Origin of the sequence: Herbidospora daliensis, from assembly GCF_001570585.1 — a bacterium.
In the GTDB taxonomy this organism is placed as follows: Bacteria; Actinomycetota; Actinomycetes; order Streptosporangiales; family Streptosporangiaceae; genus Herbidospora; species Herbidospora daliensis.
In genome coordinates this window covers 433,835-454,601 of sequence record NZ_BBXF01000001.1, presented here as the reverse complement: position 1 = coordinate 454,601, position 20,767 = coordinate 433,835, and the positions used below count along the sequence as shown (strand labels likewise).

Sequence of the window (20,767 nt, the reverse complement as noted above, 5' to 3'; positions counted from 1 at the left end):
CCTTCCGTCAAGTGCTGATCACGTGTGCCCGGTGCAGCACGTCGAGCTGGGCCCGGTTGTAGAGCGCTTCGAGAGCACGGCCGAGGGCCGCTCGGGCCGCTCGGGGTGCGGCGGCCTTGAGTTCCAGCGTGACCGCCCCGTCGACGAACGGGGCGAGCTTCTCGGCGAGCGCCTGCCGTGTTGCCTCGTCGGCGTCTTCGGGAAGGTCGCGGAACTCCTCGTCGAGGGCCGGGTTGGGGGATGCCTCAAGGCCGTGAAGTACGGCGTTCATCGACGCGTCCGAGAAGAACTGGGCGTAGATCGTCAGGAGGGCGCGGTCGTTGTCGCGCAGCGGCTCCGCGACGCGGCCGAACCCGGTCGGCACGTCCAGTGACGTGCCCGGTTCCGACAACGTCGCCAGGACCCGGCGGATGGCCTGGAGCCGTTCCACCGTCGCCTCCAGTTCGGCGTCCAGGGTCCGGAGGACCGACGCCTGGTGGTCGGTGTCGGCGGGCATCGCGGCCACCTGGGCCAAGGGCACTCCCAGGCCGGTCAGCCGCTTGATCTGCAGGAGCCGCGTCAGGTGGCGGACCTCGTAGCGTTTGTAGCCGTTGGGGGAGCGGTCGGGCTCGTCGAGCAGGCCGATCTCGTGGTAGTGGCGCACCGTCTTCACTGTGGTGTCCGCGAGTTCCGCCAGCTCGCGGGTGCTCCAGGTCATCGGCCGGCCCCCTTCGCGCGCCGTTCGCGTAGCCAGACCAGGACGACCATGCCGACGTTCACGGCGGCGAGGATCAGCAGGGACGCGTCGCCGGTGTCGGTGGATCGGTCGAGGGGGAAGGCCGCGCCGTCGGCCATCAGGGTGTTGACGGTCGTCATCAGGACGTTGTTGGCGACGTGAAAGGCGATCGGCGCTTCCAGGCCGCGGCTGATGATCGCCATCAGGCCGGTGGAGACGCCGATGAAGGCGTAGTAGCCGAACAACCACGGGTCGGTCGAGCCGTGCATCACCGCGAAGGCCAGGCTGGAGACCACGAGGCCGACGGCCAGGGCCGGGCGGGCCGCGCGCACCCATGACGCGGCGGCGGGCAGCACGGCGGCCCGGAACATCAGCTCCTCTCCGGCGGCCTGGATCGGGGTGGTCACGAGGACGAGCGCCAGCATGGCGATCGTCGTGGCGCTCACCCCGAAGGCGGTCCAGCCCGGGGCGTCGGGGGCGACCACCGCCACGGCGCCGATGCCGGCGGCCACCAGCAGCGCCGCGCCGAGCAGATATCGCCATAGGCGGCGCGGGTCGAAGGCGCGCGGTGCGCTGAGGAGCACGCGCCACGGGACCTTCGCCGCCCAGGCCAGCAGCGTGATCGCCGGCAGGGCCGCCGCGCCGACGCTCAGGTTGACGGCCAGGAACTTCAGCGGCGTGAACGTGGCGGCCAGCGGGTCGTCGCTGCCCTCGATGACGCCGACGAGCTGGTAGAGGAGGATCTGCAGGATCAGCATCACGGCCGACGGCACGACGATGACGACCAGCGGCTTCCACCCGCTCATGCGCAGATGCGCGCCGAACGGGCGGACCTCCGTCGGCTGTTCCAGTGTCACGGGATTCATCGTGTGTTCCTCTCAGGCCGCCGGCCGGACCAGCGAACACCGTGCCCCCGGGGCACACTCAAGTCCTACTCGACGACCGCGGTGACCTCGGCCTCGACGAGGATGCCGGGCTCGAACAGCACGTCCACCCCGATCAGCGCCACCGGCGGTCTGTTCGACGCCCGCTTTGAAGGCGTCGTACATCTCCCTCTTCCAGCCCGCGGCGCATCAGGTGACGTGGAAGGTCGCCCCGGCCGCTTCCAGCGCCCTGGCGACGTTGCGGTAGACCTGGGCGACCTGCCCGGACAGGTCGCCCGGCGCCACCAGGTTCCCGTGCTCGTCCCAGGCGACCTGCCCCGCGATGTGGACCTGCCTGCTTCCGCTCGCCACCGCGACATGGTGGTAGAGCGGGTGCCGGACGAAGCCGTCGGGGTCGATGAGCGAAACGGCCATGAGGTCTCCCTTGACTCTCTTGCGGTTACTTGGGAACCATAAGAGAGTGTACGTTGACGTGGAAGAACGCACTTTTCAAAAACTGGGGAACTCGTGGTGACCAAGGGCACCGACGACGAAGCCGACCTCAGGCGCGCCGACTCCCTGGCGCGGGAGATCTTCTCCGACGTCGCCAACAAATGGGCGCTGCTGATCATCGAGACCCTCGGCGAGCGCACCCTGCGCTTCAGCGAACTGCGCGACGAGGTCGAGGGCATCAGCCACAAGATGCTCACCCAGAACCTGCGCATGCTGGAGCGCAACGGCCTGGCCGAGCGCACGGTGCACCCCACGGTGCCGCCGAAGGTCGAATACACCCTCACCGGGCCGGGCCAGGCCCTGCGCGCGACGGTCGATCTCATCTGCGGCTGGACCCACGAGTACTTCGGCCACATCGAGACCGCCCGCCGCCGCTTCGACGGCTGACCGCCGGTCAGCCCGGGAACCGATGGGCCGGGAGCCCCTTCACCCCCGGGTCGGCCAGGAGCACCTGGCCCGACAGCGGCCGGTCTCCCTTCGCCGTGGTGATCGCCAGGACGTCGAGGCCCGGCCCGGCGAAGGCGCACCGGGTCGGCCGTTCGACCGGGACCTCGATGACCCGGTCGATCGTGCCGTCGGGGGCGTAGCGGACGACGCGCGCGCCGTCCCACTTGCAGTTCCACACGCCGCCCTCGGCGTCGACGGCCAGGCCGTCGGGGAAGCAGTCGTCGTCGGTGGCGAAGATCCGGCTGCCCTCATCCGTGTACGCCGTGATGCGCCGCGCCGTGGAGTCGACGTGGTAGACCGTCTTCCCGTCGGGGCTGAACGCCGGGCCGTTGGAGCAGATGACGCCGCCGAAGACCTTCTCCACGGTGAGGTCGGGGTTGAGGCGGTAGAAGGAGCCGGTCGGGTCCTTCTCGGCCAGGTTCATCGAACCGAACCAGAACCGGCCCTCGGCGTCGACCGCGCCGTCGTTCAGCCGGTTCTCCGGGGCGCTCTCGACCTGGACGACGCTCTCGACGGTGCCCGCGTCGACGTCGGCGAAGGCGATGCTGTGGCGGAGCGTGGCGACCAGGCCCGTTCGGCGCAGCGCGACCGCGCCGACCGGGCCGGGGGTGGCGACGACGGCCGTGTCGCCGCCGGACCAGGGTTTGGCGTAGATGCGGTGGCCGAGGATGTCGACCCAGTAGAGGCGTTCGCCGTCCCAGAGGGCGCTCTCGCCCAGCGCGCAGGGGATGTCGCTGAAGACGTCAATCATGGGCCCTCTCCCGGCCGTAGGCGAACAGGATGGCCAGGATGACCAGGCCGTAGATCATCAGGCGGCCGTATTCGGGCACCTGCTGGGCGCGCAGCACCGTGGTGACGGCCACCAGCGTCAGCGACCCGGCGATGACGCCGACGTAGGTGCCCCGGCCGCCGAGGATGGAGACCCCGCCGACGACGACGGCCGCGATCGACTCGAACAGGTAGGGGTCGCCGAGGCCCAGCGACGCCTGTCCGCCGTAGCCGACCAGCATGATGCCCGCGAGCGCGGCGAACCCGCCCGACAGCGTGTAGAGGGCGACCGTCACCCCCTTCACCCCCACCCCGGACAGGTAGGCGGCGCGGGGGTTGGCGCCGGTCGCGTACACGCGGCGCCCGAAGGTGGTCAGCGTGAGCAGGACCGTCACGAACAGCGCGGCGCCCAGCCAGACCAGCAGCGCGGCCGGGACGGTGCCGGCGAACAGGTCCCGGAGCGGCTGCGGCGCGTAGTGGCCGCAGTCTCCGCAGGTCAGACCCTGGGAGACGCCCAGGGTGAGGCCCTGCAGGACGCCGTTCATGCCCAGCGTCATGACGACCGCCGGCACCCCGAGCCAGGCGACGCCCAGGCCGTTGACCAGGCCCGCCAGCAGGCCCGCCCCGACGGCCAGCGCCAGCGCGAGCGGCAGCCGGTCGGCCAGGCCCAGGCCGGTCGTGGTCAGCACGATCGCCGCCGCGTTGAGCACCCACGGGATCGACAGGTCGATGCCGCCGACCAGGACCACCAGCATCTGCCCGGCCGCGACGAAGCCGGTGAAGCTCGCCACGATCAGGACGGCGCGCAGGCCCGGCCACGACGCGAAGCCCGGCGACAACACGGCCCCGAGGATCAGCACGACCGCCGCGACGGCGACGGCGTAGGCGGCACGGCGGTTCACGCGGCCCTCCGGCGGGCGAGCAGGGCGGCCCCGGTGCCGAGCAGCACCGCGACGACCAGGAACAACCCCTGGAAGAGCGACTGGTAGAGCGGGTCGATCCCGGCGAAGAACAACACGTCGATGACCAGCGTGAGCGCGACCGCGCCCGCCACCGCGCCCATCGCGCTGCCCTTCCCGCCGGTGAACGCGACCCCGCCGACGACGACCGAGGCGATGGAGGTGAGGATGAACGGCGCCCCGGCGTTGGCGTCGCCCGCCGTCGTCGTGGCGACGTAGAACACCGCCGCGGCGGCCGAGCACAGGCCCGACAGCGCGTAGACCTTCGCCTTGACCCGCTCGACCGGCACGCCGACCGCGCGGGCCGAGGTCTCGTCGCTGCCGACGGCGTAGACGCGCATGCCGAACCGGGTGCGGCGCAGCACCCACCAGCCGGCCACGGCCAGCGCCAGCCAGCCGAGGCCGGTGGGCACGTTCGGGTTCGACAACACCGCCCTGACCTCGGGCGCGATCGACCCGCCCGGGACGGGCAGCACCCACAGGGCCGCCCCGGTGTAGACCGACAACGTGGCCAGGGTGGTGAGGATGGGCGCGATCCGCCCGTACGCCACCACCAGGCCGTTGACCAGGCCGCACAGGCCGCCGAGCAGCACCACGGCGAAAATCCAGCCGGGGGCGCCCCCGGTGGCGGCGGTGATCGCGACGCACAGGCTCACGACCCCGCCGACCGACAGGTCGATGCCGCCGGTGAGCACGACGAGGCTCTGCCCGAGCGCGACCAGCACGAGCGGCATCGTGGTGTTGAGGATCGCGAGGTAGTCGAACGAGCCGGGCGGCCGGCCCAGGCTGGTGGTGTAGACGGTGAAGTAGGCGAGCGCGGTCGCCGCCAGCACGAGGTAGCCGAGCCGGTCCTGGAGGTCACGCATCGGCGGGCTCCCTGATCGAGGCGGCCACGATGGTCTCCGCGTCGCCGACAGGGCCGGGCAGCTCGGCCGCGATCCGGCCCTCGCGCAGCACCAGCACGCGGTGGCACAACCCGGCGATCTCCTCGGTCTCGCTGGAGTAGAAGAGGATCGCCTTGCCGTCGCGGGCCAGGTCGGCGATGAGGTGGTAGATGTCGTGCTTGGTGGCGGCGTCGACGCCCCGGGTGACGTCGTAGAGCAGGAAGACGTCGGCGTCGGTGAGCAGCCAGCGGGCCATCACCGCCTTCTGCTGGTTGCCGCCCGACAACGTGCCGGCCGCCTGCGCCGTCGAGCGCCCGGCGCCGATGGCGAGCTTCCCGGCGATGCCCGAGACGGCGGCCTTCTCGGCCCGGTGCCGGATGAACCCGGCGCGGGAGCGCCGGGCCAGCGTGGCGAGCGCGATGTTGTCGCGGATCGACAGGTGCAGCAGCAGCCCTTCGGCCTTGCGGTCTTCGGGCACGTAGGCGATCCCGGCCTTGATGGCGTCGCGGGGCTGCCGCAGCCGTACCGGCCAGTCCGGCAGCAGGCCCGCGCGGGCGCTCGGCCGGCCGTCGGCGACCGGCTCGGCCGTGCCGCCGGTCGCCCGGGTGACCGACAACCGTCCGGCGGCGGGTTTCCCCGCGCCGAACAGGGTCAGGAAGAGGTCGCGCTGGCCCTGCCCGGCCAGGCCGCCCACGCCGAGGATCTCGCCCCTGCGCAGCTCGAACGACACCTCGCGGAGCCGCCCGCTCGTCAGGCCGGTCACCGTCAGCGCGCTCTCTCCCGGAACGATCTCCGAGACGTCGGGGTAGGTGGCGCCGAGCGTGCGGCCCGTCATCAGGGTGATGGCCTCCTCCTCCGACAGGCGGTCGCGCGTCGCCACGTTCGTGCCGCCCCGGAAGACGGTCACGCGGTCGGCCAGGCGCTCGATCTCCCGCCATCGGTGCGAGGTGAAGATGACGCACGCCCCGGCGTCGCGCAGGCGGCGCATGTGCCCGGCGAGCCAGTCGACCTCGCGTTCGGCCAGGGCGGCCGTCGGTTCGTCCAGGAAGACCACGTCGGGCTCCAGGGCCAGCACTCGCACCAGCTCGACCACCTGTTTCTGGGAGACGGCCAGGTCACGGGCGGGGGAGCGGGGGTCGACGCCGGAGGCCCCGTACCGGGAGAGGATCAGAGCGGCCTCGTCGGCGAGGCGGCTGCGGCGGACCAGGCCGAGCCGCCCCCGGGGCGGCGCGGCCAGCAGCAGGTTCTCCGCCACGGTCAGGTCGGGCAGCAGCGAGAGCTCCTGGAACGCGGTCGCGACCCGGCCCTCGACCACGACGGTCCCGGTGTCGGCGCGGATCGCGCCGCAGAGCACCTTGATGAGGGTGCTCTTCCCCGCGCCGTTCTCCCCGGCCAGGGCGTGGATCTCCCCGGGACGCGCCGCGAACGACGCGTCCCGGAGGGCCTGGACGCCGCCGAACGCGCGCCCGACCCCGGTGGCCGTGACGGTCATGGGGTGCCGAGCTTGACGGAGAGGGTCGCGCCGGGGCAGGGGGTGCCGTCGGTCGCGGCCTGCTGGCACAACACCAGGATCGCGTTCGGCCCCGAGTCGGTGAAGTCGGCGAAGAAGCTGTCGGGCAGGTCGGGGAAGACCGTCTCACCCGGGGTGAGCGCCGAGCCGGTCACGACCGGGAACGGGATCGTCAGGTTGCCCTTCGCGCGCTCCTTCTTGATGACCGCCCGCGCCAGCTCCAGCGCGACCACCGACAGGTAGGGCGGCTGGCCGATGGACATGCCCTTGACCTGCGGCGTCAGCGTTCCGGCCATGTACTTGCGGAAGCCGTTCTCGGCCTCCCCGCCGAACACCGGCATCTCCCGCTTGGCGTCGGCGAACGCCTTGATGACGCCGTCGGTGCCGCCCGAGACCCACACGCCGTCGACGTCGGGCAGGCTCGGCAGCTGCGCGGCGGTGACCCGCTGGGCGGTCGCCGAGTCCCACATGCCGCTGTACTCGGCCACCACCTTGATCCCGGGGTTGGCCGCGAACACCTCCTTGGCGCCCTTGTTGCGGTCGTTGTCGGCGCCGGTCCCGGCCACGCCGGTGACCATGACCACGTTGCCGGTGCCGCCGAGCTCGTCGACGATGAACTGCGCGAGCTGCTGCCCGAACTTCAGTTGGTCGGTGTTGACCGTGATCCCGCACGGGTGATCGACGGTGTTGTCGAACGACACCACGGTGATGCCTCGATCGCAGGCCTGCTGCACGACCCCGTTGAGCCCGCTCGTCGAGGCCGCGTTGATGACGATGCCGTCGACGCCCTGCGAGATCAGGTTCGAGATCTGCCGCGACTGCGTCGACACGTCGTTGCCGGCGTTGAAGACGCTGCAGTCGACCTGGTCCTTGTACGGCGGCATCGCGCACGCCGCCTTGAAGACGTTCTCCATCTCGACCCGCCACTGGTTCCCGATGAACGAGTTGGACAGGGCGATCTTCAGCTTCCCTGAGGATCCGGCGGCGGGGGCCGACGCGGGCGGCTCGGCCGCCGTCCCGCAGGCCGTCGCCAGCACCAGCACGAGAAGCATGCCGAGGCGAGGTAAATTCATGACTGCTCCACTATTTGTGTCGCCGCCACGGGCCCACCCCGTGGCGTAAAAGGCCCGGCTCGCGGCGGCAACCGTGAGCCGGGCCGTCACCTGTCGGGCAGCGGGAACCTCTCGTCGTCCCGCAGCACGACGGCGGCGGCGCCCATCACGACCACCACGTCCTGATCGAGCTCGCCGACGATGAAGGGCGGCAGCACCTCCCCGGCGTGGATGGCCCGTCGGGCCATGGACTCCCGCAGCGGCCCCAGCAGGATCTCCCCGGCGGGCGCGAGGTTCCCGCCCAGGACGATCAGCTCGGGGTCGAGCAGGTTGTAGAGGTTGGCCGCGGCCAGCCCGATGTGCCGGCCCGCGTCGGCGATGACCCGGCGGCAACCGAGATCCCCGTCGTGGGCGAGCGCGATGACCTCGGCGATGGACAGTTCGCGTCCATGGCTCCGGCGCAGGTTGAGGGAGATCGACGCGGCGTTGGCCAGCGTGTTCAGGCAGCCCCGGCCGCCGCACTCGCAGATCTCGCCGTTCTCGTCGATCGTGGTGTGGCCGAGCTCCCCGGCGGTGCCGTTCGCGCCGGCGTACAGGGAGCCGTTCAGGATGAACCCGACGCCGATGCCGGCGGCGGAGTAGACGTAGGCGACGTCGCGCAGCCCGCGCGCCGCGCCCCACGTGGCCTCGGCGACGGCGGCGAGGTTGGCGTCGTTGTCGACCGCGATCGGCAGCTTCAGCGCCTCGGCCGCGGTGACGTAGGGGTTGACGTCCACCCACGGCTTCAGCGTGGTGGCCCGCCCGTTGCGCCCGGTGCCGCGCTGGATCGGCCCCGGGATCGCGATCCCGACCCCGAGCACGTCGTCGCGCGACCGCCCGCCGAGCAGCCGGTCGACCAGCTCGGCCACCACGACCAGCGTCTCTTCGGGTCTTGTACGCTCGTCGACCACGACCGCGTCATGGGCGAGCAGCCGCCGGGAGAGGTCGCAGACCGCCGCCCGGACCACCCCGTTGGCGATCTCGACCCCCACCGCGACCCCGAGCGCGGGGGAGAGCGAGATGAGCTGCGCCGGCCGCCCGGCTCCCCGGGCGGGCCCGGAGACCTCGACGACCAGCCCCGCGCCGACGAGCTCCTCGACGACGGCGGTGACGGTCGAGCGGGACAACCCGATTCCGGCGAGCTCGCGGCGCGACAACGGGCCGCGCTCCCGCAGCGCGCGGATGACACGGGTGCGGTTGGCGATCCGCCGGGACATGGGTTCACCCCCTCACAGAGAACGCTCTCCAAGAGTGAACCGAGTATCGAACCGGTGCCGAAAACCGTCAATACTCAACCGGATGACCGGCGTGTCACGACTGAATTAAGCCTGAAACAGGCAGAACTGCGGGCAAAAGAAAGGGCGCCCGGGTCGCGGGCGCCCTTTCTCTTTTTTCTGGACGTTACGAGCGCGACCACTTCTGGTTGGAGGCGCCCGTGCAGTCCCACAGATGGAGCTGGGCTCCGTTGGCGGTGTTGCGGCCGGCGATGTCGACGCATCTGTTGGCGGCGACGTTCACCAGGTCGCCCGCGCCCGACAGGGTGAAGCGCTGGGCGGCGGTGCCGTTGCACGTGTAGAGCTGGATCGCGGTCCCGTTGGCGGTGCCGGCCGCGGCGGCGTCCATGCACTTGCCCATCGCGCGGACCGTGCCGTCGGAGTTGATCGACCACTGCTGGGCGGCGGTGCCGTTGCAGTCGTACATCTGCAGCCTGGCGGCGTCGACCGGGTTGGCGGCGGGGATGTCGATGCACTTGCTGTTCATGGCCGACCGCAGGTTGCTGCCGGTGCCGCCGCCGCCGTCGGGCTGCCAGGCTGAGACGCGGACGTAGTCGATCAGCATGGTCTGCGGGAACTGGGTGGAGCCGTCGGGGTAGCCGGGCCAGTAGCCGCCGACCGCCACGTTCAGGATCATGAAGAACGGGTGGTCGAAGACCCAGGCGTTGCCACGCAGGCTGGAGGGGGTGACGCGGAAGAACTCCGACCCGTCGAGGTACCAGATGATCAGGTTGGGCGACCAGTCGACGCGGTAGGTGTGGAAGGCGTCGGCGAGCGGGGCGCCGATCGACCGGTTGCCGCCGACCGCCGTGCCGCCGAAGTAGCCGGGGCCGTGGACGGTGCCGTAGACGGTGTTCGGCTGGTTGCCGACGTTCTCCATGATGTCGATCTCGCCGCCGTTGGGCCAGGTGCCGCCGCCCAGCATCCAGAACGCCGGCCAGATGCCCTGCCCCCTCGGGATCTTCAGTCGCGCCTCGAACCGCCCGTACGCCTGCGTGAACCGGTCGGCCGTGAGGATGCGGCCGGAGGTGTACTGGCAGGTTCCGTAGTGGCACTGGAGGTTCGACGGGTTCTCCCGCCGGGCTGTGATCGCGAGGTTGCCCGCGCCGTCGTGGTAAACGTTGCGAGTCGAGTTCGTGTAGTACTGCTGCTCGTTGTTGCCCCAGCCGCCGCCGCCGATGTCGAACTTCCACTTGGACCCGTCGATCGACGTGCCCGCCGGAGCGTTGAACTCGTCAGACCAGGTCACGGGGCCGATGGCGGCCTGTGCCTGGGGGATGGCCACCAGCCCGCTGACGAGCGTGGCGGCCGCGGTTAACAGGGCGAGGAGCAGCCTCGGTCGGCGCATGGGAGTCCTCCGGAAGCGCTTTACGGCTTAAATTAAGAGGATGTAACACCCCTGTCACTTGAGTTGTCAATAGGAAAGTTTCCTTATTGATCTACGTGAGGTCCCAGAGCAGGCGGGAATAGGCGATGCGCACGGGGTCCGGAGCCACCCCGTACGCCTCATAGACCAGCCCGTCGTGACCGGGCCCGAAGTTCCAGTCCATGCTCCACGCCGCCACCGCCAGATCGGCCCAGCGGTCGGCCACGCCGAGCGAACCGAGGTCGACGTGACCGGCGAACGAACCGGCGTCGTCGATCAGCGTGTTCGGCACGCACGCGTCCCCGTGGCAGACGACCAGCCGGTCGATCTCCGGCGGGCTGCCGAGCTTCGCCCTGGCACGCTCCACGTCCAGGCCCCGGTGCTCCGGCCACCACTCGGCCGGGCTCATGCCGGCGGCGATGCGCCGGTCGGCCTTGGCGAGCCGCATGGGCACGCCCCAGTCGAAGGGGCAGCCGGCCACGGGAGCGGCGTCGTGCAGCGACCGCAACCCCCGGCCGATGGCCCGCGCCGCGATCTCCGGTGTGACGGGCCGCCGGGGGTCGACGGGGGACCACCCGGGAAGCGCCTCGGTGACCAGCCACGATCCGTGTTCGTCCGCGCCCTGGCCGACGACGCGCGGCACCCTCGCCCACGGGGAGGCCCACCGGAGACGGTCGGCTTCGACGCGCAGGTCCGGCCCCGGGCTCGTCGCGGGCGACCACTTCACGTATTGGTCGCCGACGCGGAAGGTCAGGCCGCCGAGCCCGTTGCGCCAGACCGGGGTGACGGCGCCGCCCCCGGCGAAGGCCGCCACCACGGGCGGGACGTCCACCGGACCGGACGGCGGCCCGGCGATCGGTGGACTGCTCACGTGCCGCCGCGGGAGCCGTAGGCCGGGCCGAAGACCACCAGGAGGGTCAGGTCCTCGGTCACGTCGACGAAGCGGTGGTCTTCGCCCGCCGGGACGAAGATGACCGCGCCGGGACCGACCTGCGCCTCGCCCGTCGGGGTGACGATGCGGGCGCGGCCGGTGGTCACGACGTAGATCTCGTCCTCGGTGTGCGGGCTCTGGTCGTCGAGGCCGCCCGCCGGGATGCAGTAGGTGCCCACCGACAGGTCGGGGGTGCGCAGGTGCTCGGTCCAGTCGTCGCCCCCGCCGGCCCAGACCCCGGCGCCTTCGATGATCCGCATGTCAGTGGGGCGCCTTCTGGACCTTGGTCCGGAAGTGGATCTCCTCGCCGCCGGCGGTGAAGCGGGCGTGCGCGACCCTGCCCCGCTTCGGGAACGTCGCCACGAACGACTCGGCCTTGACCAGGCGTTCCTGGCCGACGCTCTTGGCGTCGTCGTCGTCGAGGTAGAGGCGGACCTTCGTCCACGGGCCGTTCGAGCCGTTGGCCAGCGCGACCACCACGCCGCCGGCCTCCTCGCGGGCCGTCAGGCCGTAGGGGATGCGCGGGTCGGGGCCGATGGCCCCGTCGAGCAGCTCGGTCAGCTCCGCGACCAGCTTCGGGTGGCGTTCGGCCACGTTGTGGCGCTCGCCCCGGTCGCCGCGCAGGTCGTACAGCTCGTTGCGGCCCTCGGGGCCGGCCCCGGCGATGTTCGGCTCGAAGCGGATCAGCTTCCAGTGGCCGCGCCGGATCGCCTGCATCTTGCGCGGCCGGTTCCACACCAGGAACGGGTGGCCCGCGTAGCGGTCGCCGGTCAGCAGGCCGCGGAACGAACGGCCGTCGACGTGGGCCGGGACGGGCAGGCCCGCGACGTCGGCCACCGTCGGCAGGATGTCCCACAACGCCACGTGGTCTTCGACGACCTTCGGGGTGAACGACGGGTTGTAGGCGATCATCGGGATGCGGATGCCGCCGTCGTACAGCTGACGCTTGACGCCCCGGTAGGGGCCGTTGGAGTTGAAGATGTTCGGGTCGACGCCCTTCTCGTGATGGGGGCCGTTGTCGGCCGTGAAGATCACGATGGTGTCGTCGGCCACGCCCGCCTCGCGCAGGGTGCGCAGGATGTCGCCCACGTGGGCGTCGAGCCGGGTCACCTGGGCGGCGTGGCGGCGGTTGGCCTTGGTCCACGGCATGTCGGCGTACTGGCCCGCGTCGCCCGGGATCTCGCTCGGCGAGTGGGGCAGGATCGTGGCGAACTGGAGCAGGAACGGCTTGCCGTCCTTGGCCGACTCCCTGATGAACTTGACCGCGCGGTCGCGCAGGAAGTCGGGGGAGTACGTCGCCCCGTCGAAGGCCACCATCTCGCGGTTGTGCCACAGGTACGTCGGCCAGTACTGGTGGGCGTGGACGTGGGTGATGTAGCCGTAGAACTCGTCGTAGCCGCGCACGTTCGGGTGGGAGTCCTGGTCGGGCTGCTCGGGCCCGAAGCCCCACTTGCCGATGAGGGCGGTGCGGTAGCCGGCCAGCCGCGCGACCTCGGCGAAGGTCAGGTCGCCCGGGTTCAGCGCGTGCTGCGGGCCGCCTTCGGGGTTCTCGCGGACGGTCCCGTGACCGGTGTGCAGGCCGGTCAGCAGGGAGCAGCGCGACGGCGCGCAGAGCGAGGAGCCCGCGAAGGCGTTGCGGAAGCGCACGCCCTGGGCCGCCATGCGGTCGAGGTTCGGCGTCGCGATGATGCGCTGGCCGTAGGGACCGATCTCGCTCACGCCCAGATCGTCGGCGAGGATCAGGACGATGTTGCGCGGGGCGCGGGGACGCGCCTCAGCCGTCTGGGCCACGCTCGCGGAGGCCAGACCGGCGGCGAACATCCCGCCGGTGCCCGCGAGGAATCCTCGCCTGGTAGTGGACAGCATTGATCCTTGGCTTCTGGTGAGGGCAGGGGGGAGCCGGGAATGCGGCCCGCCGTGCTGGAACGTACCGGATCTGATCTTTTCACGCCAGCTGTCGGGAAACCTCTAATGAAAGCGGAACGGCGACGGCCGCCGGGCGGGCTGCCCGGCGGCCGTCTGGTGCTGCGTTATCCGACCTTGACGACCTTCGAGCTGTAGTTGCCCGAGCCGGTGGCGGGGTCGTAGTTCCGCTCGACGTTCCCGGCGATGTCGACCGAGAACCAGTTGACGGTGGTGTTCTTGTCGACCGTGATGTGCGCCGCGCCCTCGCGCATACCGGCCTGCTCCAGCTTGGTGCTCTGGAGCGTCGGCCTGCTGCCGTCGAGGGTGTAGTAGACGTTGGCGGCCTCGTTCACCGAGAAGGTGAAGGTCGCGGTGCCCGGACCGCTCGACACCTTGACCAGGCTGGAGGTGGGCCGCTTGCCGTCGTCGGCGAACTCGCTCGCCACCTTCAGGATGGCGATCTGGCCGTTGGCGAACTCCATGGCCTCCTGGTGGCCCTCCGCGAACGGCGGCTGGAAGCCGACGGGCTCGAAGCGCTTGGTGGTCGGGTTCCAGAGGTCGGCGCCGACCTCGAAGTCCCAGCCGATGATGCCGCGGTTGAACCAGTGCTCGTCGGCGCTGTTGCCGGCGGCCGAGTACAGCACGTCCGGGACCGGACCGGTGCGGCCCGGCCAGATGCCCGTGCCGCGCCAGGCCTGGACGGCCGACAGGATCTCGGACGAGGCGTCCCAGAAGTAGTTCTCGGTGCCGAAGTCGACGCGCGGCAGCAGCTCACGGCCGGCCGACTTGTAGGCGCCCGGAGGCCACATGAAGTAGCCGCCGTACGAGTGGGTGTTCATCGCGAACTTGATGTTCGGGAACTGGTGGGTCAGCCAGACCTCGTTCTTGGCCTCCGGCTCCGACAGCTCCGCCGGGCCGGCGTAGGTGTCGCTGGTGCAGGAGCTTGAGGCGCCGCTGTAGCCGTCGGTGAGCGAACCGACGGAGAAGTTGCGGTTGAGGTCCACACCCCACGAGTTGCGGCGGCCCGGGTCGCCGTTGTTCTCGGGGCAGTGGTTGGTCATGTTGCGGCGCATCGAGTTGAAGTCGTAGAAGCTGTAGTGCGCGCCGTCGGGGTTGGTGACCGGCAGGACGAAGATGTCGAGGTCGTCGACCAGGTCCTTGGTCTGGCGGTCGTGCGCGTAGTTGCGCAGCAGCCGCTCGGCGGTCTCCAGGCAGGTGATCGGGGTCACCCACTCGCGGGCGTGCTCCTGGCAGTACAGGAAGACGCCGGTCTTCGAGCCGTCGCGGTCGCGGCCGATGCGCAGCACCTTCGTCTGGAAGGGCTCGCGCGAGATGGCCGCCGGGGCCTTGAGGCCGTCGGTCAGCGCGGTCGCCGCCGAGGTGGGGGCCACGGCCGCGCCGGTGTTGGTGCGGTAGAGGCTGGCCTTCACCAGGGCGGAAGCGGCCGGGCTGGCGTTGACGGCGTCCACGACCTGCTTGGTGGTGCTGTTGACCGCGCCGGCGGCGTCGGTGCCGAGGCTGACCGAGATCGCCTTGGCGGTCACCGCGACCGAGAGCGGGCTGCTCGCGGTGCCCGGGTTGGCCAGCGCGAACGTGATGTCGTTGCCGCCCTCGTGGCCGTACGCCTTGGAGCTCACGTAGAACGCGGCCGCGCCGGTGCCGCCGAACTGCGCCTGGGCCAGGCGGCGGTAGCCGTTGGTCTTGTTCGGCAGGTCGACGATCTCGGCGATCTTCGGGAACTCGGCGGCGAGGCCGACGATGCGGTCGGTGATCTCCGTCGGGTCCATGTAGTGGTCGATGAAGTCGGAGACGTAGTGGGGGCTGGGCGCCTTCTGCGGCGCGCCGAGCCACTCCTTCACGTCGACCGTGGTCGTGCCGCCGCGGTTGCTGGAGATCGTCACCTTGGAGGGAGCGGTGTTGATCGGCAGCGGCGAGTTGAACCGGTGGTACATGTACTGACCGGCGTCGGTGAAGCGGCTCATCGTGGCGGTGCCGCCCGAACCGGGCTCGGTGCCCGGTCCGTTGTCCCAGCTCACGGTGAGCACGGTCTCGGCGTCCACGGCGCTCGACTTGACCTCGACCGACAGGAAACGCTGGTTGCCGGTGTTGGTGAACCACTCCGAGCGCAGCACGGTCAGCTTGTCGCTGTCGGCCGCCTCCGCGGCGGCGATGCGCGCGAGCGCCTGGCGTCGCTGCGCCTGGTTCTCGGCGACGTCGCTCTGGTCGGAGATGGTGCCGCGCAGGTCGAAGCCCTGGTCGCGGAGCGCCTGGGCCTCCTCGGGGCTGAGCACCGCGTGGACCTCGAGGCCGTCGTCGACGGGCTTCTTGTACTCGGCGAGGTCGACGCCCATGTCGTTCAGGCGGTCGACGGCCGCCTGGTCGGGAACGACGATGCGGATCAGCGCGACACCGTTCTGGGTGCCGGCGGGCTGCCGGTCGGCGGGAACCGCGCTGACCGGTGGCACCGGGTCAGCGAGGCTCGGCAGCGGGCTGAGCACGAGGGCGATGGGGATGGCGAGGCCGACCGCCAGCTGGCGGCTCCTCCTTCGGGGAACGATCCTCACTGAAGTTCCTCCAGATGTGCGTGCCTGCCGGGCGAGGTTCTACCGGGCGGGAGAGGGCACGCAGATTATTTTTGAAGTCTTCGCCCAAAAGATGATCACCGTCAAGCTGTCGAAACAACCGATTCGGGAAGTTTCGATAACTAAATGGTCTATACGGACATCAGGTGACAAAGTTCTCGGGTATAGGGTGCGCGTCGTGGTCTTTCGCGTGACGTTCGTCTGCACCGGCAACATCTGCCGTTCCCCGATGGCCGAGCACATCCTGCGCCGCCGCCTCGACGACGCCGGTCTCGACGTCGAGGTCGACAGCTCCGGCACCCAGGGCTGGCACATCGGCAAACCCGCCGACCACCGCACGATCGCCGCCCTGCGCCGGGCCGGATACACCAGCGCCCACAGCGCCCGCCAGTTCCGCGCGTTGTGGTTCCGCCGGTACGACCTGATCATCGCCCTCGACAACGGCCACCTGCGCGACCTGCGTTCCATGGCCCCGAGCGAGGCCGACCGGGAGAAAGTCCGGCTGCTGCGCGAATTCGACCCCGACGCCGATTCCCCCGACGTCGCCGACCCTTATTACGGGGGCCGCGCCGACTTCGAGAAAGTGCGCGTCCAGATCGAGGCGGCGGCCGCCGGACTTGTCGCGGAGATAAGGACGCGGCTGACCGCATAGGTCCTCCGGCCCCCTAAAATGCCCGAAATGGGTGGGAGGCCGGCTGTGACGTACGTGACCGATGGGGCCAGCGGGTTAGGCCGGAGCGCGCCCCCGCCGGAGCCGCCGCGCCGGTCGAGGACCCCCCTCGTCATCGCCGGCCTGGTCGTCCTGGCGCTGGTCGCGGCGGTCGGCGGGCCCGCCGTGGCGTTCGCCGGGGAACTGCCCCGCAACACCTTCGTCGCCGGGATCGACGTCGGCGGCCTCGACCCGGCCGACGCGCGGGAGAGGCTGGAGGCCGGGCTCGCCGTCCGCGCCGACCGCCCCATCGTGGTCACCGCCGGCGGCAAGGAGACCGAGGTCGTCCCCGAAGACGCCGGCCTCGCCTTCGACCTCGCGGGCACCGTGGCCGCCGCGCAGGGCGGCGTGGTCGACTCCCTTCAGGCCCTGTTCGGCCGCCGGGACGTCCCGCTGCGGCTGAAGGTGGACGAGGAGCGCCTCGCGGCCGCCGTCGCCGCCGTGGCCGAGGGCGCCGACCGCCCGGCCCGGCAGGGCGGCGTGCTCTACCGGGGCCTCACCCCCCGGGTGGTGACCCCCGCCGCCGGACGCGCCGTCGACCGGGCCGACGCCGCCGGGAAACTGCGGCAGGCCTACCTCCAGGGCGAGCGGACCGTCTCCCTGGAACTCGGCGTCGTCGAGCCGTACACGACGGCCGACGCGATGCGCCGCTTCGCGGCCTCCACCGCCAAGGAGGCGGCCGGCCCGATCACCCTGACCAACGGCGGCCGGTCGGCCGAGCTGCCCGCCGCCGTCGTCGCGGCCAACCTGCGGTTCCTGCCCGACGAGCAGGGGGAGTTACGCCCCGCGTTCAACGCCCGCAGAGCCCTGGCCGGGGTCGAGGAACGCCTGGTCGACGCGGCCAAGGCCCCCAAGGACGCCCGCTTCAAGATCGTCAAGGGCAAGCCGGTGGTGGTGCCGTCGCAGACCGGCCAGGGCGTCGACGCGGCGGCCCTGAAGACCGCGGTCGAGGAGACGGTGGCGGGCAGCGGCGACCGTACCGTCGAGGTGGCCTTCACCACCAGCGAGCCGGCACTGACGACGGAGAAGGCGAAGGCGCTCGGCATCAAGGAGAAGGTGTCGACCTTCACCACCCACCACCCCTGCTGCGCCCCCCGCGTGACCAACATCCACACCATCGCCGACATCCTCGACAACCACCTGGTGATGCCCGGGGAGACCTTCTCCCTGAACGGCACCGTCGGAAAGCGCGACACCGCCCGCGGCTTCGTCTCCGCCCCCATGATCTCCAGCGGCCGGTTCGTCAACGACGTCGGCGGCGGCATCTCCCAGTTCGTGACGACCATGTTCAACGCCGTGTTCTTCGGCGGCTTCCAGGACGTCCAGCACATGGCGCACCAGTACTACATCTCCCGCTACCCGGCCGGACGGGAGTCGACGGTGTCGTACCCGCAACCGGACTTCCGCTGGAAGAACGACTCGAAGTACGGGGTGCTGGTGACGACGTCGTACACCTCGACGTCGGTGACGGTGACGTTCTGGAGCACCAAACGCTGGGAGATCGAGGCGGAGAGCTCGGGCCCGTACAACGTGAACTCGGCCGACCCCATCACGGACTCGGGGCCCGACTGCCTGCCGATGGGCGGGGCCCAGGGCTTCTCGATCGACGTGACCCGGGTGTTCAAGAAGGACGGCAAGGAGGTCCGGCGCCAGAAGTTCCACACGGTCTACGACGCCGAACCGGTGCTCACCTGCGAGGACTAGCCTCTGACCAGATACGCCACGTGAGGCCTGGTCAGCCATTCCTCGTCGACCTGCCGGCCGACGTACCGGCCGACGGCCGTCAGGACGGTGCTGATCACCGCCGCCTCGGGGTAGTCCTCGTCGTCGGGGATCTCGTCGCGGTCGGGGATGCTCAGGCCGTCGGCGTGGGGGGCCAGCGGGCCGCCGGGCCGCAGGGCGTCCGCGAAGCGTTCGGAGAACACCTCTTCGCCGTCGGCGGCGACGTTCACCCGATGGTTGTCCCCGTTGATCCAGCCGATGCCGATCGCGCGGCCGCCGCCGGCGGAGAGGGCGGCGAGCTTCTCGGCGTCGTTCGCGTCGCCCATGAGGACCTGGAGCGTCAGGGTCCAGCCGCCGAACTCCCCGATCAAGGTGACGACGTCGAGCATCTCGGTTTCGAACGGGGGGAGTTCCGCCAGCGGGCACGGGGTCGCCGTGGCCGGGTCGGCGCCCAGCCGCCGGGCGGTCTCCTCGATCGTCAGGCCCTCGGCCCAGGCCATGACGAAGTGGTCGTCGAAGTTCTCCCACTGGGATTCGAACACGTCATACATGCACTGATCATCTAGGGCAGGATCGCGTCCACGTAACCGCCGTCGACCCGGAGCGCCCCGCCCGTCGTCGCCGACGCCAGTGGCGACGCCAGGTAGGTCACCATGTTGGCGATCTCCTCCGGTTCGATCAGCCGCTGGATCAGCGAGTGGGGCCGGTGCCGCCGCATGAACTCCCGCTGCGCCTCCTCCCATGGCAGGTCGCGGCTGACCAGGCCGTACACGAAATCCTCGACGCCGCCCGTGTGGGTCGGGCCGGCGATGACGCTGTTGACCGTCACGCCCGTGCCCGCCGCCTCCTTGGCGAAGCCCCGCGAGACCGCCAGCAGGGCCGTTTTCGACATGCCGTAGTGGATCATCTCGATGGGCGTCGCGACGGCCGAGTCGCTGGCGATGTACTGGACGCGGCCCCAGCCGCGTTTCATCATGGCGGGCAGGTAGGCGCGGGTCAGCCGGACCGCCGACAGGACGTTGGCCTCGAAGTAGCGGCGCCACTCGCCGTCGGTGATCTCCAGGGCGGGGCGCGACTCGAAGACGCCGAAGCTGTTGACCAGGATGTCGACGTCCGGGAGCGCCTTCAGGATGTCGTCGGCGCCCTCGACCACGTCGGCCACGACCGGGAAGCCGCCCACCTCGGCGGCGGCCTTCTCGACGCGTTCGGGGTTGCGGCCGTTCACGCCGACCCTGGCGCCCGAGCGGGCCAGGCCGGTCGCGATGGCCAGGCCGATGCCCTGCGTCGAGCCGGTGACCAGCGCGGTCTTGCCCGTGAGATCGATGTTCATGACTCTCCCCGTCGGTGCTTGGGTCGGTGGCTGGTGTCGCAGATGGGGTAGGTCCGGCTGCGCTTGCACGCGCACAGGGCGACCACGAAGCGGTCGGAGCGCACCACCCGGCCGTCGTCCAGGGTGATCTCCACCGGGCCCTCCACCAGGATCGGGCCGCCGGTCACCATCGTGATCCGCGTCGGGTCACCGGCCATCGGGGGACTCCCTGAGCGAGGTGCGGCCCCGGTCCCAGGCGTCGAGCACGTGCCGGGAGAACCGGCCCTCCAGCAGGTCGGTGGCCTGGAAGCCGAAGACGACGTCGCCGGTCAGCGCGGGTTCGCGCCGCAGCAGGTCGCCGACGACGTCGCGGCGCAGCACCTGTTCGTGGACGGCGTCCGCCTCCACGTGCTCGGTGAAGAACACCTTCTCGCCGACGCCCAACCGGTCGAGGGCCCGCGCCATCCGGGCCGCGCCCGGCGAGGTGGTGATCTCGGCCGAGGCGAAGTGGCCGACCAGGGCGCCGCGCAGCGACCGGTGCAGGCCGAACAGGGACATCATGTTGACCACGGCCAGCATCGGCGCCGGGACGTCGTCGAGCCGGGCCAGGTAGGCGTCGTCGAGGTCGAGGGCGCGCATCAGGTCGCCGAACAGTTTCGAGTGCATGCGGGCGTGCCGGCCGCCGCCGAACTCGTCGAACTCGACCGCGACGAGCGACGCCTTGGCCTGGCCGGTCAGCCGGGGGATGACCCAGGCGTGCGGGTCGGCCTCCTTGTGGTGGTAGGCCGACCGGTGGACCACGTATTCGCGCAGGTGCCAGAGTTCGCCCTTGGCCTCCAGGAAGTGCGAGATCCCGCCGGGGGAGTCGGCCATCGCCGCGTCGACCTCCGCCTCGACGTCGGCGCCCCCCGCGACGCCGTCGCGCAGCGCCGTCAGGAAGACGCGTTCGAGGTCGCGGCGCAGGGCCAGCAGGCCGGGGTCCCACTCCCATTCGGGGTCGACGCCGTCGAAGCCCTGGTAGTGGAGTTCGTAGCAGGCGTACAGGGACAGGTGGAGATCCTCCCCGAACGGGTCGGGGTCGCCGGCGGGCGGCAGGGGGCCGCCGGAGAGTGCGGAGATGATCCCCTCGGAGATCGGCCCTCGGGGCCGAGGTAGGCGTCCCATGCGCTCCCCATACCCGGCTGAGGTCCGCTAACCGCCTCAAAGTGATCCATAAGGG

Annotated in this window: 21 protein-coding genes; 3 read left to right on the top strand and 18 right to left on the bottom strand. The window is 71.0% G+C overall.

Annotated elements, in window-relative coordinates; translation table 11 throughout:
- Positions 1 to 7: 7 nt before the first annotated feature.
- The 3 genes from AW274_RS01715 to AW274_RS42870 form a co-directional block, all read right to left on the bottom strand.
- Positions 8 to 697, bottom strand: a complete 690-nt coding sequence (locus AW274_RS01715) for a helix-turn-helix domain-containing protein (RefSeq protein ID WP_062428626.1) — start codon at positions 695 to 697, stop codon at positions 8 to 10.
- Complete coding sequence (locus AW274_RS01710; RefSeq protein ID WP_198168979.1) at positions 694 to 1,572, bottom strand: CPBP family intramembrane glutamic endopeptidase; 879 nt, start codon at positions 1,570 to 1,572, stop codon at positions 694 to 696. Before AW274_RS01710 ends, AW274_RS01715 begins: the two co-directional genes overlap by 4 nt.
- A gap of 216 nt (positions 1,573 to 1,788) precedes the next feature.
- Positions 1,789 to 2,013: a RidA family protein gene (locus tag AW274_RS42870; protein ID WP_369408599.1), complete on the bottom strand. Its 225-nt coding sequence runs from the start codon at positions 2,011 to 2,013 to the stop codon at positions 1,789 to 1,791.
- A 96-nt stretch (positions 2,014 to 2,109) separates the two neighbouring features.
- On the opposite strand from AW274_RS42870, the gene AW274_RS01700 reads away from it, so the two are divergent.
- Positions 2,110 to 2,478, top strand: coding sequence for a winged helix-turn-helix transcriptional regulator (locus tag AW274_RS01700; RefSeq protein ID WP_232319935.1), 369 nt, complete (start codon positions 2,110 to 2,112; stop codon positions 2,476 to 2,478).
- A gap of 7 nt (positions 2,479 to 2,485) precedes the next feature.
- On the opposite strand, the gene AW274_RS01695 is transcribed toward AW274_RS01700, so the two are convergent.
- The 11 genes from AW274_RS01695 to AW274_RS01645 form a co-directional block, all read right to left on the bottom strand.
- Positions 2,486 to 3,289, bottom strand: coding sequence for an SMP-30/gluconolactonase/LRE family protein (locus AW274_RS01695; protein ID WP_062428620.1), 804 nt, complete (start codon positions 3,287 to 3,289; stop codon positions 2,486 to 2,488).
- Positions 3,282 to 4,208, bottom strand: coding sequence for an ABC transporter permease (locus AW274_RS01690; RefSeq protein ID WP_062428618.1), 927 nt, complete (start codon positions 4,206 to 4,208; stop codon positions 3,282 to 3,284). The genes AW274_RS01695 and AW274_RS01690 overlap by 8 nt, the downstream gene beginning before the upstream one ends.
- Positions 4,205 to 5,131, bottom strand: a complete 927-nt coding sequence (locus AW274_RS01685) for an ABC transporter permease (protein ID WP_062428617.1) — start codon at positions 5,129 to 5,131, stop codon at positions 4,205 to 4,207. Before AW274_RS01685 ends, AW274_RS01690 begins: the two co-directional genes overlap by 4 nt.
- Positions 5,124 to 6,641: a sugar ABC transporter ATP-binding protein gene (locus tag AW274_RS01680; protein ID WP_062428614.1), complete on the bottom strand. Its 1,518-nt coding sequence runs from the start codon at positions 6,639 to 6,641 to the stop codon at positions 5,124 to 5,126. The genes AW274_RS01685 and AW274_RS01680 overlap by 8 nt, the downstream gene beginning before the upstream one ends.
- Entirely contained in the window at positions 6,638 to 7,732 is a 1,095-nt protein-coding gene (locus tag AW274_RS01675; protein WP_083973768.1) for a sugar ABC transporter substrate-binding protein, read from the bottom strand. The genes AW274_RS01680 and AW274_RS01675 overlap by 4 nt, the downstream gene beginning before the upstream one ends.
- Positions 7,733 to 7,818: 86 nt before the next feature.
- Complete coding sequence (locus AW274_RS01670) at positions 7,819 to 8,967, bottom strand: ROK family transcriptional regulator (protein WP_062428609.1); 1,149 nt, start codon at positions 8,965 to 8,967, stop codon at positions 7,819 to 7,821.
- A 184-nt stretch (positions 8,968 to 9,151) separates the two neighbouring features.
- Positions 9,152 to 10,372 carry a glycoside hydrolase family 16 protein gene (locus AW274_RS01665; RefSeq protein ID WP_062428607.1) on the bottom strand — a complete coding sequence of 407 codons (1,221 nt, stop codon included), beginning with the start codon at positions 10,370 to 10,372 and terminating at the stop codon, positions 9,152 to 9,154.
- Positions 10,373 to 10,463: 91 nt separating this feature from the next.
- Entirely contained in the window at positions 10,464 to 11,261 is a 798-nt protein-coding gene (locus tag AW274_RS01660) for an aminoglycoside 3'-phosphotransferase (protein WP_062428606.1), read from the bottom strand.
- Positions 11,258 to 11,581 carry a cupin domain-containing protein gene (locus tag AW274_RS01655; protein ID WP_062428604.1) on the bottom strand — a complete coding sequence of 108 codons (324 nt, stop codon included), beginning with the start codon at positions 11,579 to 11,581 and terminating at the stop codon, positions 11,258 to 11,260. Before AW274_RS01655 ends, AW274_RS01660 begins: the two co-directional genes overlap by 4 nt.
- A 1-nt stretch (position 11,582) precedes the next feature.
- Positions 11,583 to 13,187, bottom strand: coding sequence for an arylsulfatase (locus AW274_RS01650; RefSeq protein ID WP_083973767.1), 1,605 nt, complete (start codon positions 13,185 to 13,187; stop codon positions 11,583 to 11,585).
- 164 nt (positions 13,188 to 13,351) lie between these two features.
- Positions 13,352 to 15,790, bottom strand: coding sequence for a M14 family zinc carboxypeptidase (locus AW274_RS01645; protein WP_062428600.1), 2,439 nt, complete (start codon positions 15,788 to 15,790; stop codon positions 13,352 to 13,354).
- Between the two features lie 196 nt (positions 15,791 to 15,986).
- On the opposite strand from AW274_RS01645, the gene AW274_RS01640 reads away from it, so the two are divergent.
- Positions 15,987 to 16,460, top strand: coding sequence for a low molecular weight protein-tyrosine-phosphatase (locus tag AW274_RS01640; protein WP_062430082.1), 474 nt, complete (start codon positions 15,987 to 15,989; stop codon positions 16,458 to 16,460).
- A gap of 45 nt (positions 16,461 to 16,505) precedes the next feature.
- Positions 16,506 to 18,221, top strand: a complete 1,716-nt coding sequence (locus AW274_RS01635) for a VanW family protein (RefSeq protein ID WP_062428597.1) — start codon at positions 16,506 to 16,508, stop codon at positions 18,219 to 18,221.
- Here AW274_RS01635 and AW274_RS01630 read toward each other — a convergent pair.
- From AW274_RS01630 to AW274_RS01615, 4 genes are read right to left on the bottom strand one after another with little or no spacing between them, the layout of a single operon-like run.
- Positions 18,218 to 18,790 carry a hypothetical protein gene (locus tag AW274_RS01630; RefSeq protein ID WP_062428595.1) on the bottom strand — a complete coding sequence of 191 codons (573 nt, stop codon included), beginning with the start codon at positions 18,788 to 18,790 and terminating at the stop codon, positions 18,218 to 18,220. The genes AW274_RS01635 and AW274_RS01630 overlap by 4 nt on opposite strands.
- An 11-nt stretch (positions 18,791 to 18,801) precedes the next feature.
- On the bottom strand, positions 18,802 to 19,569 hold the full coding sequence (locus tag AW274_RS01625) for an SDR family NAD(P)-dependent oxidoreductase (RefSeq protein WP_062428590.1): 768 nt from the start codon (positions 19,567 to 19,569) through the stop codon (positions 18,802 to 18,804).
- Complete coding sequence (locus AW274_RS01620; RefSeq protein ID WP_062341572.1) at positions 19,566 to 19,766, bottom strand: CDGSH iron-sulfur domain-containing protein; 201 nt, start codon at positions 19,764 to 19,766, stop codon at positions 19,566 to 19,568. Before AW274_RS01620 ends, AW274_RS01625 begins: the two co-directional genes overlap by 4 nt.
- Positions 19,756 to 20,712: an iron-containing redox enzyme family protein gene (locus tag AW274_RS01615; protein ID WP_062428588.1), complete on the bottom strand. Its 957-nt coding sequence runs from the start codon at positions 20,710 to 20,712 to the stop codon at positions 19,756 to 19,758. The genes AW274_RS01620 and AW274_RS01615 overlap by 11 nt, the downstream gene beginning before the upstream one ends.
- Between the last annotated feature and the right edge of the window lie 55 nt (positions 20,713 to 20,767).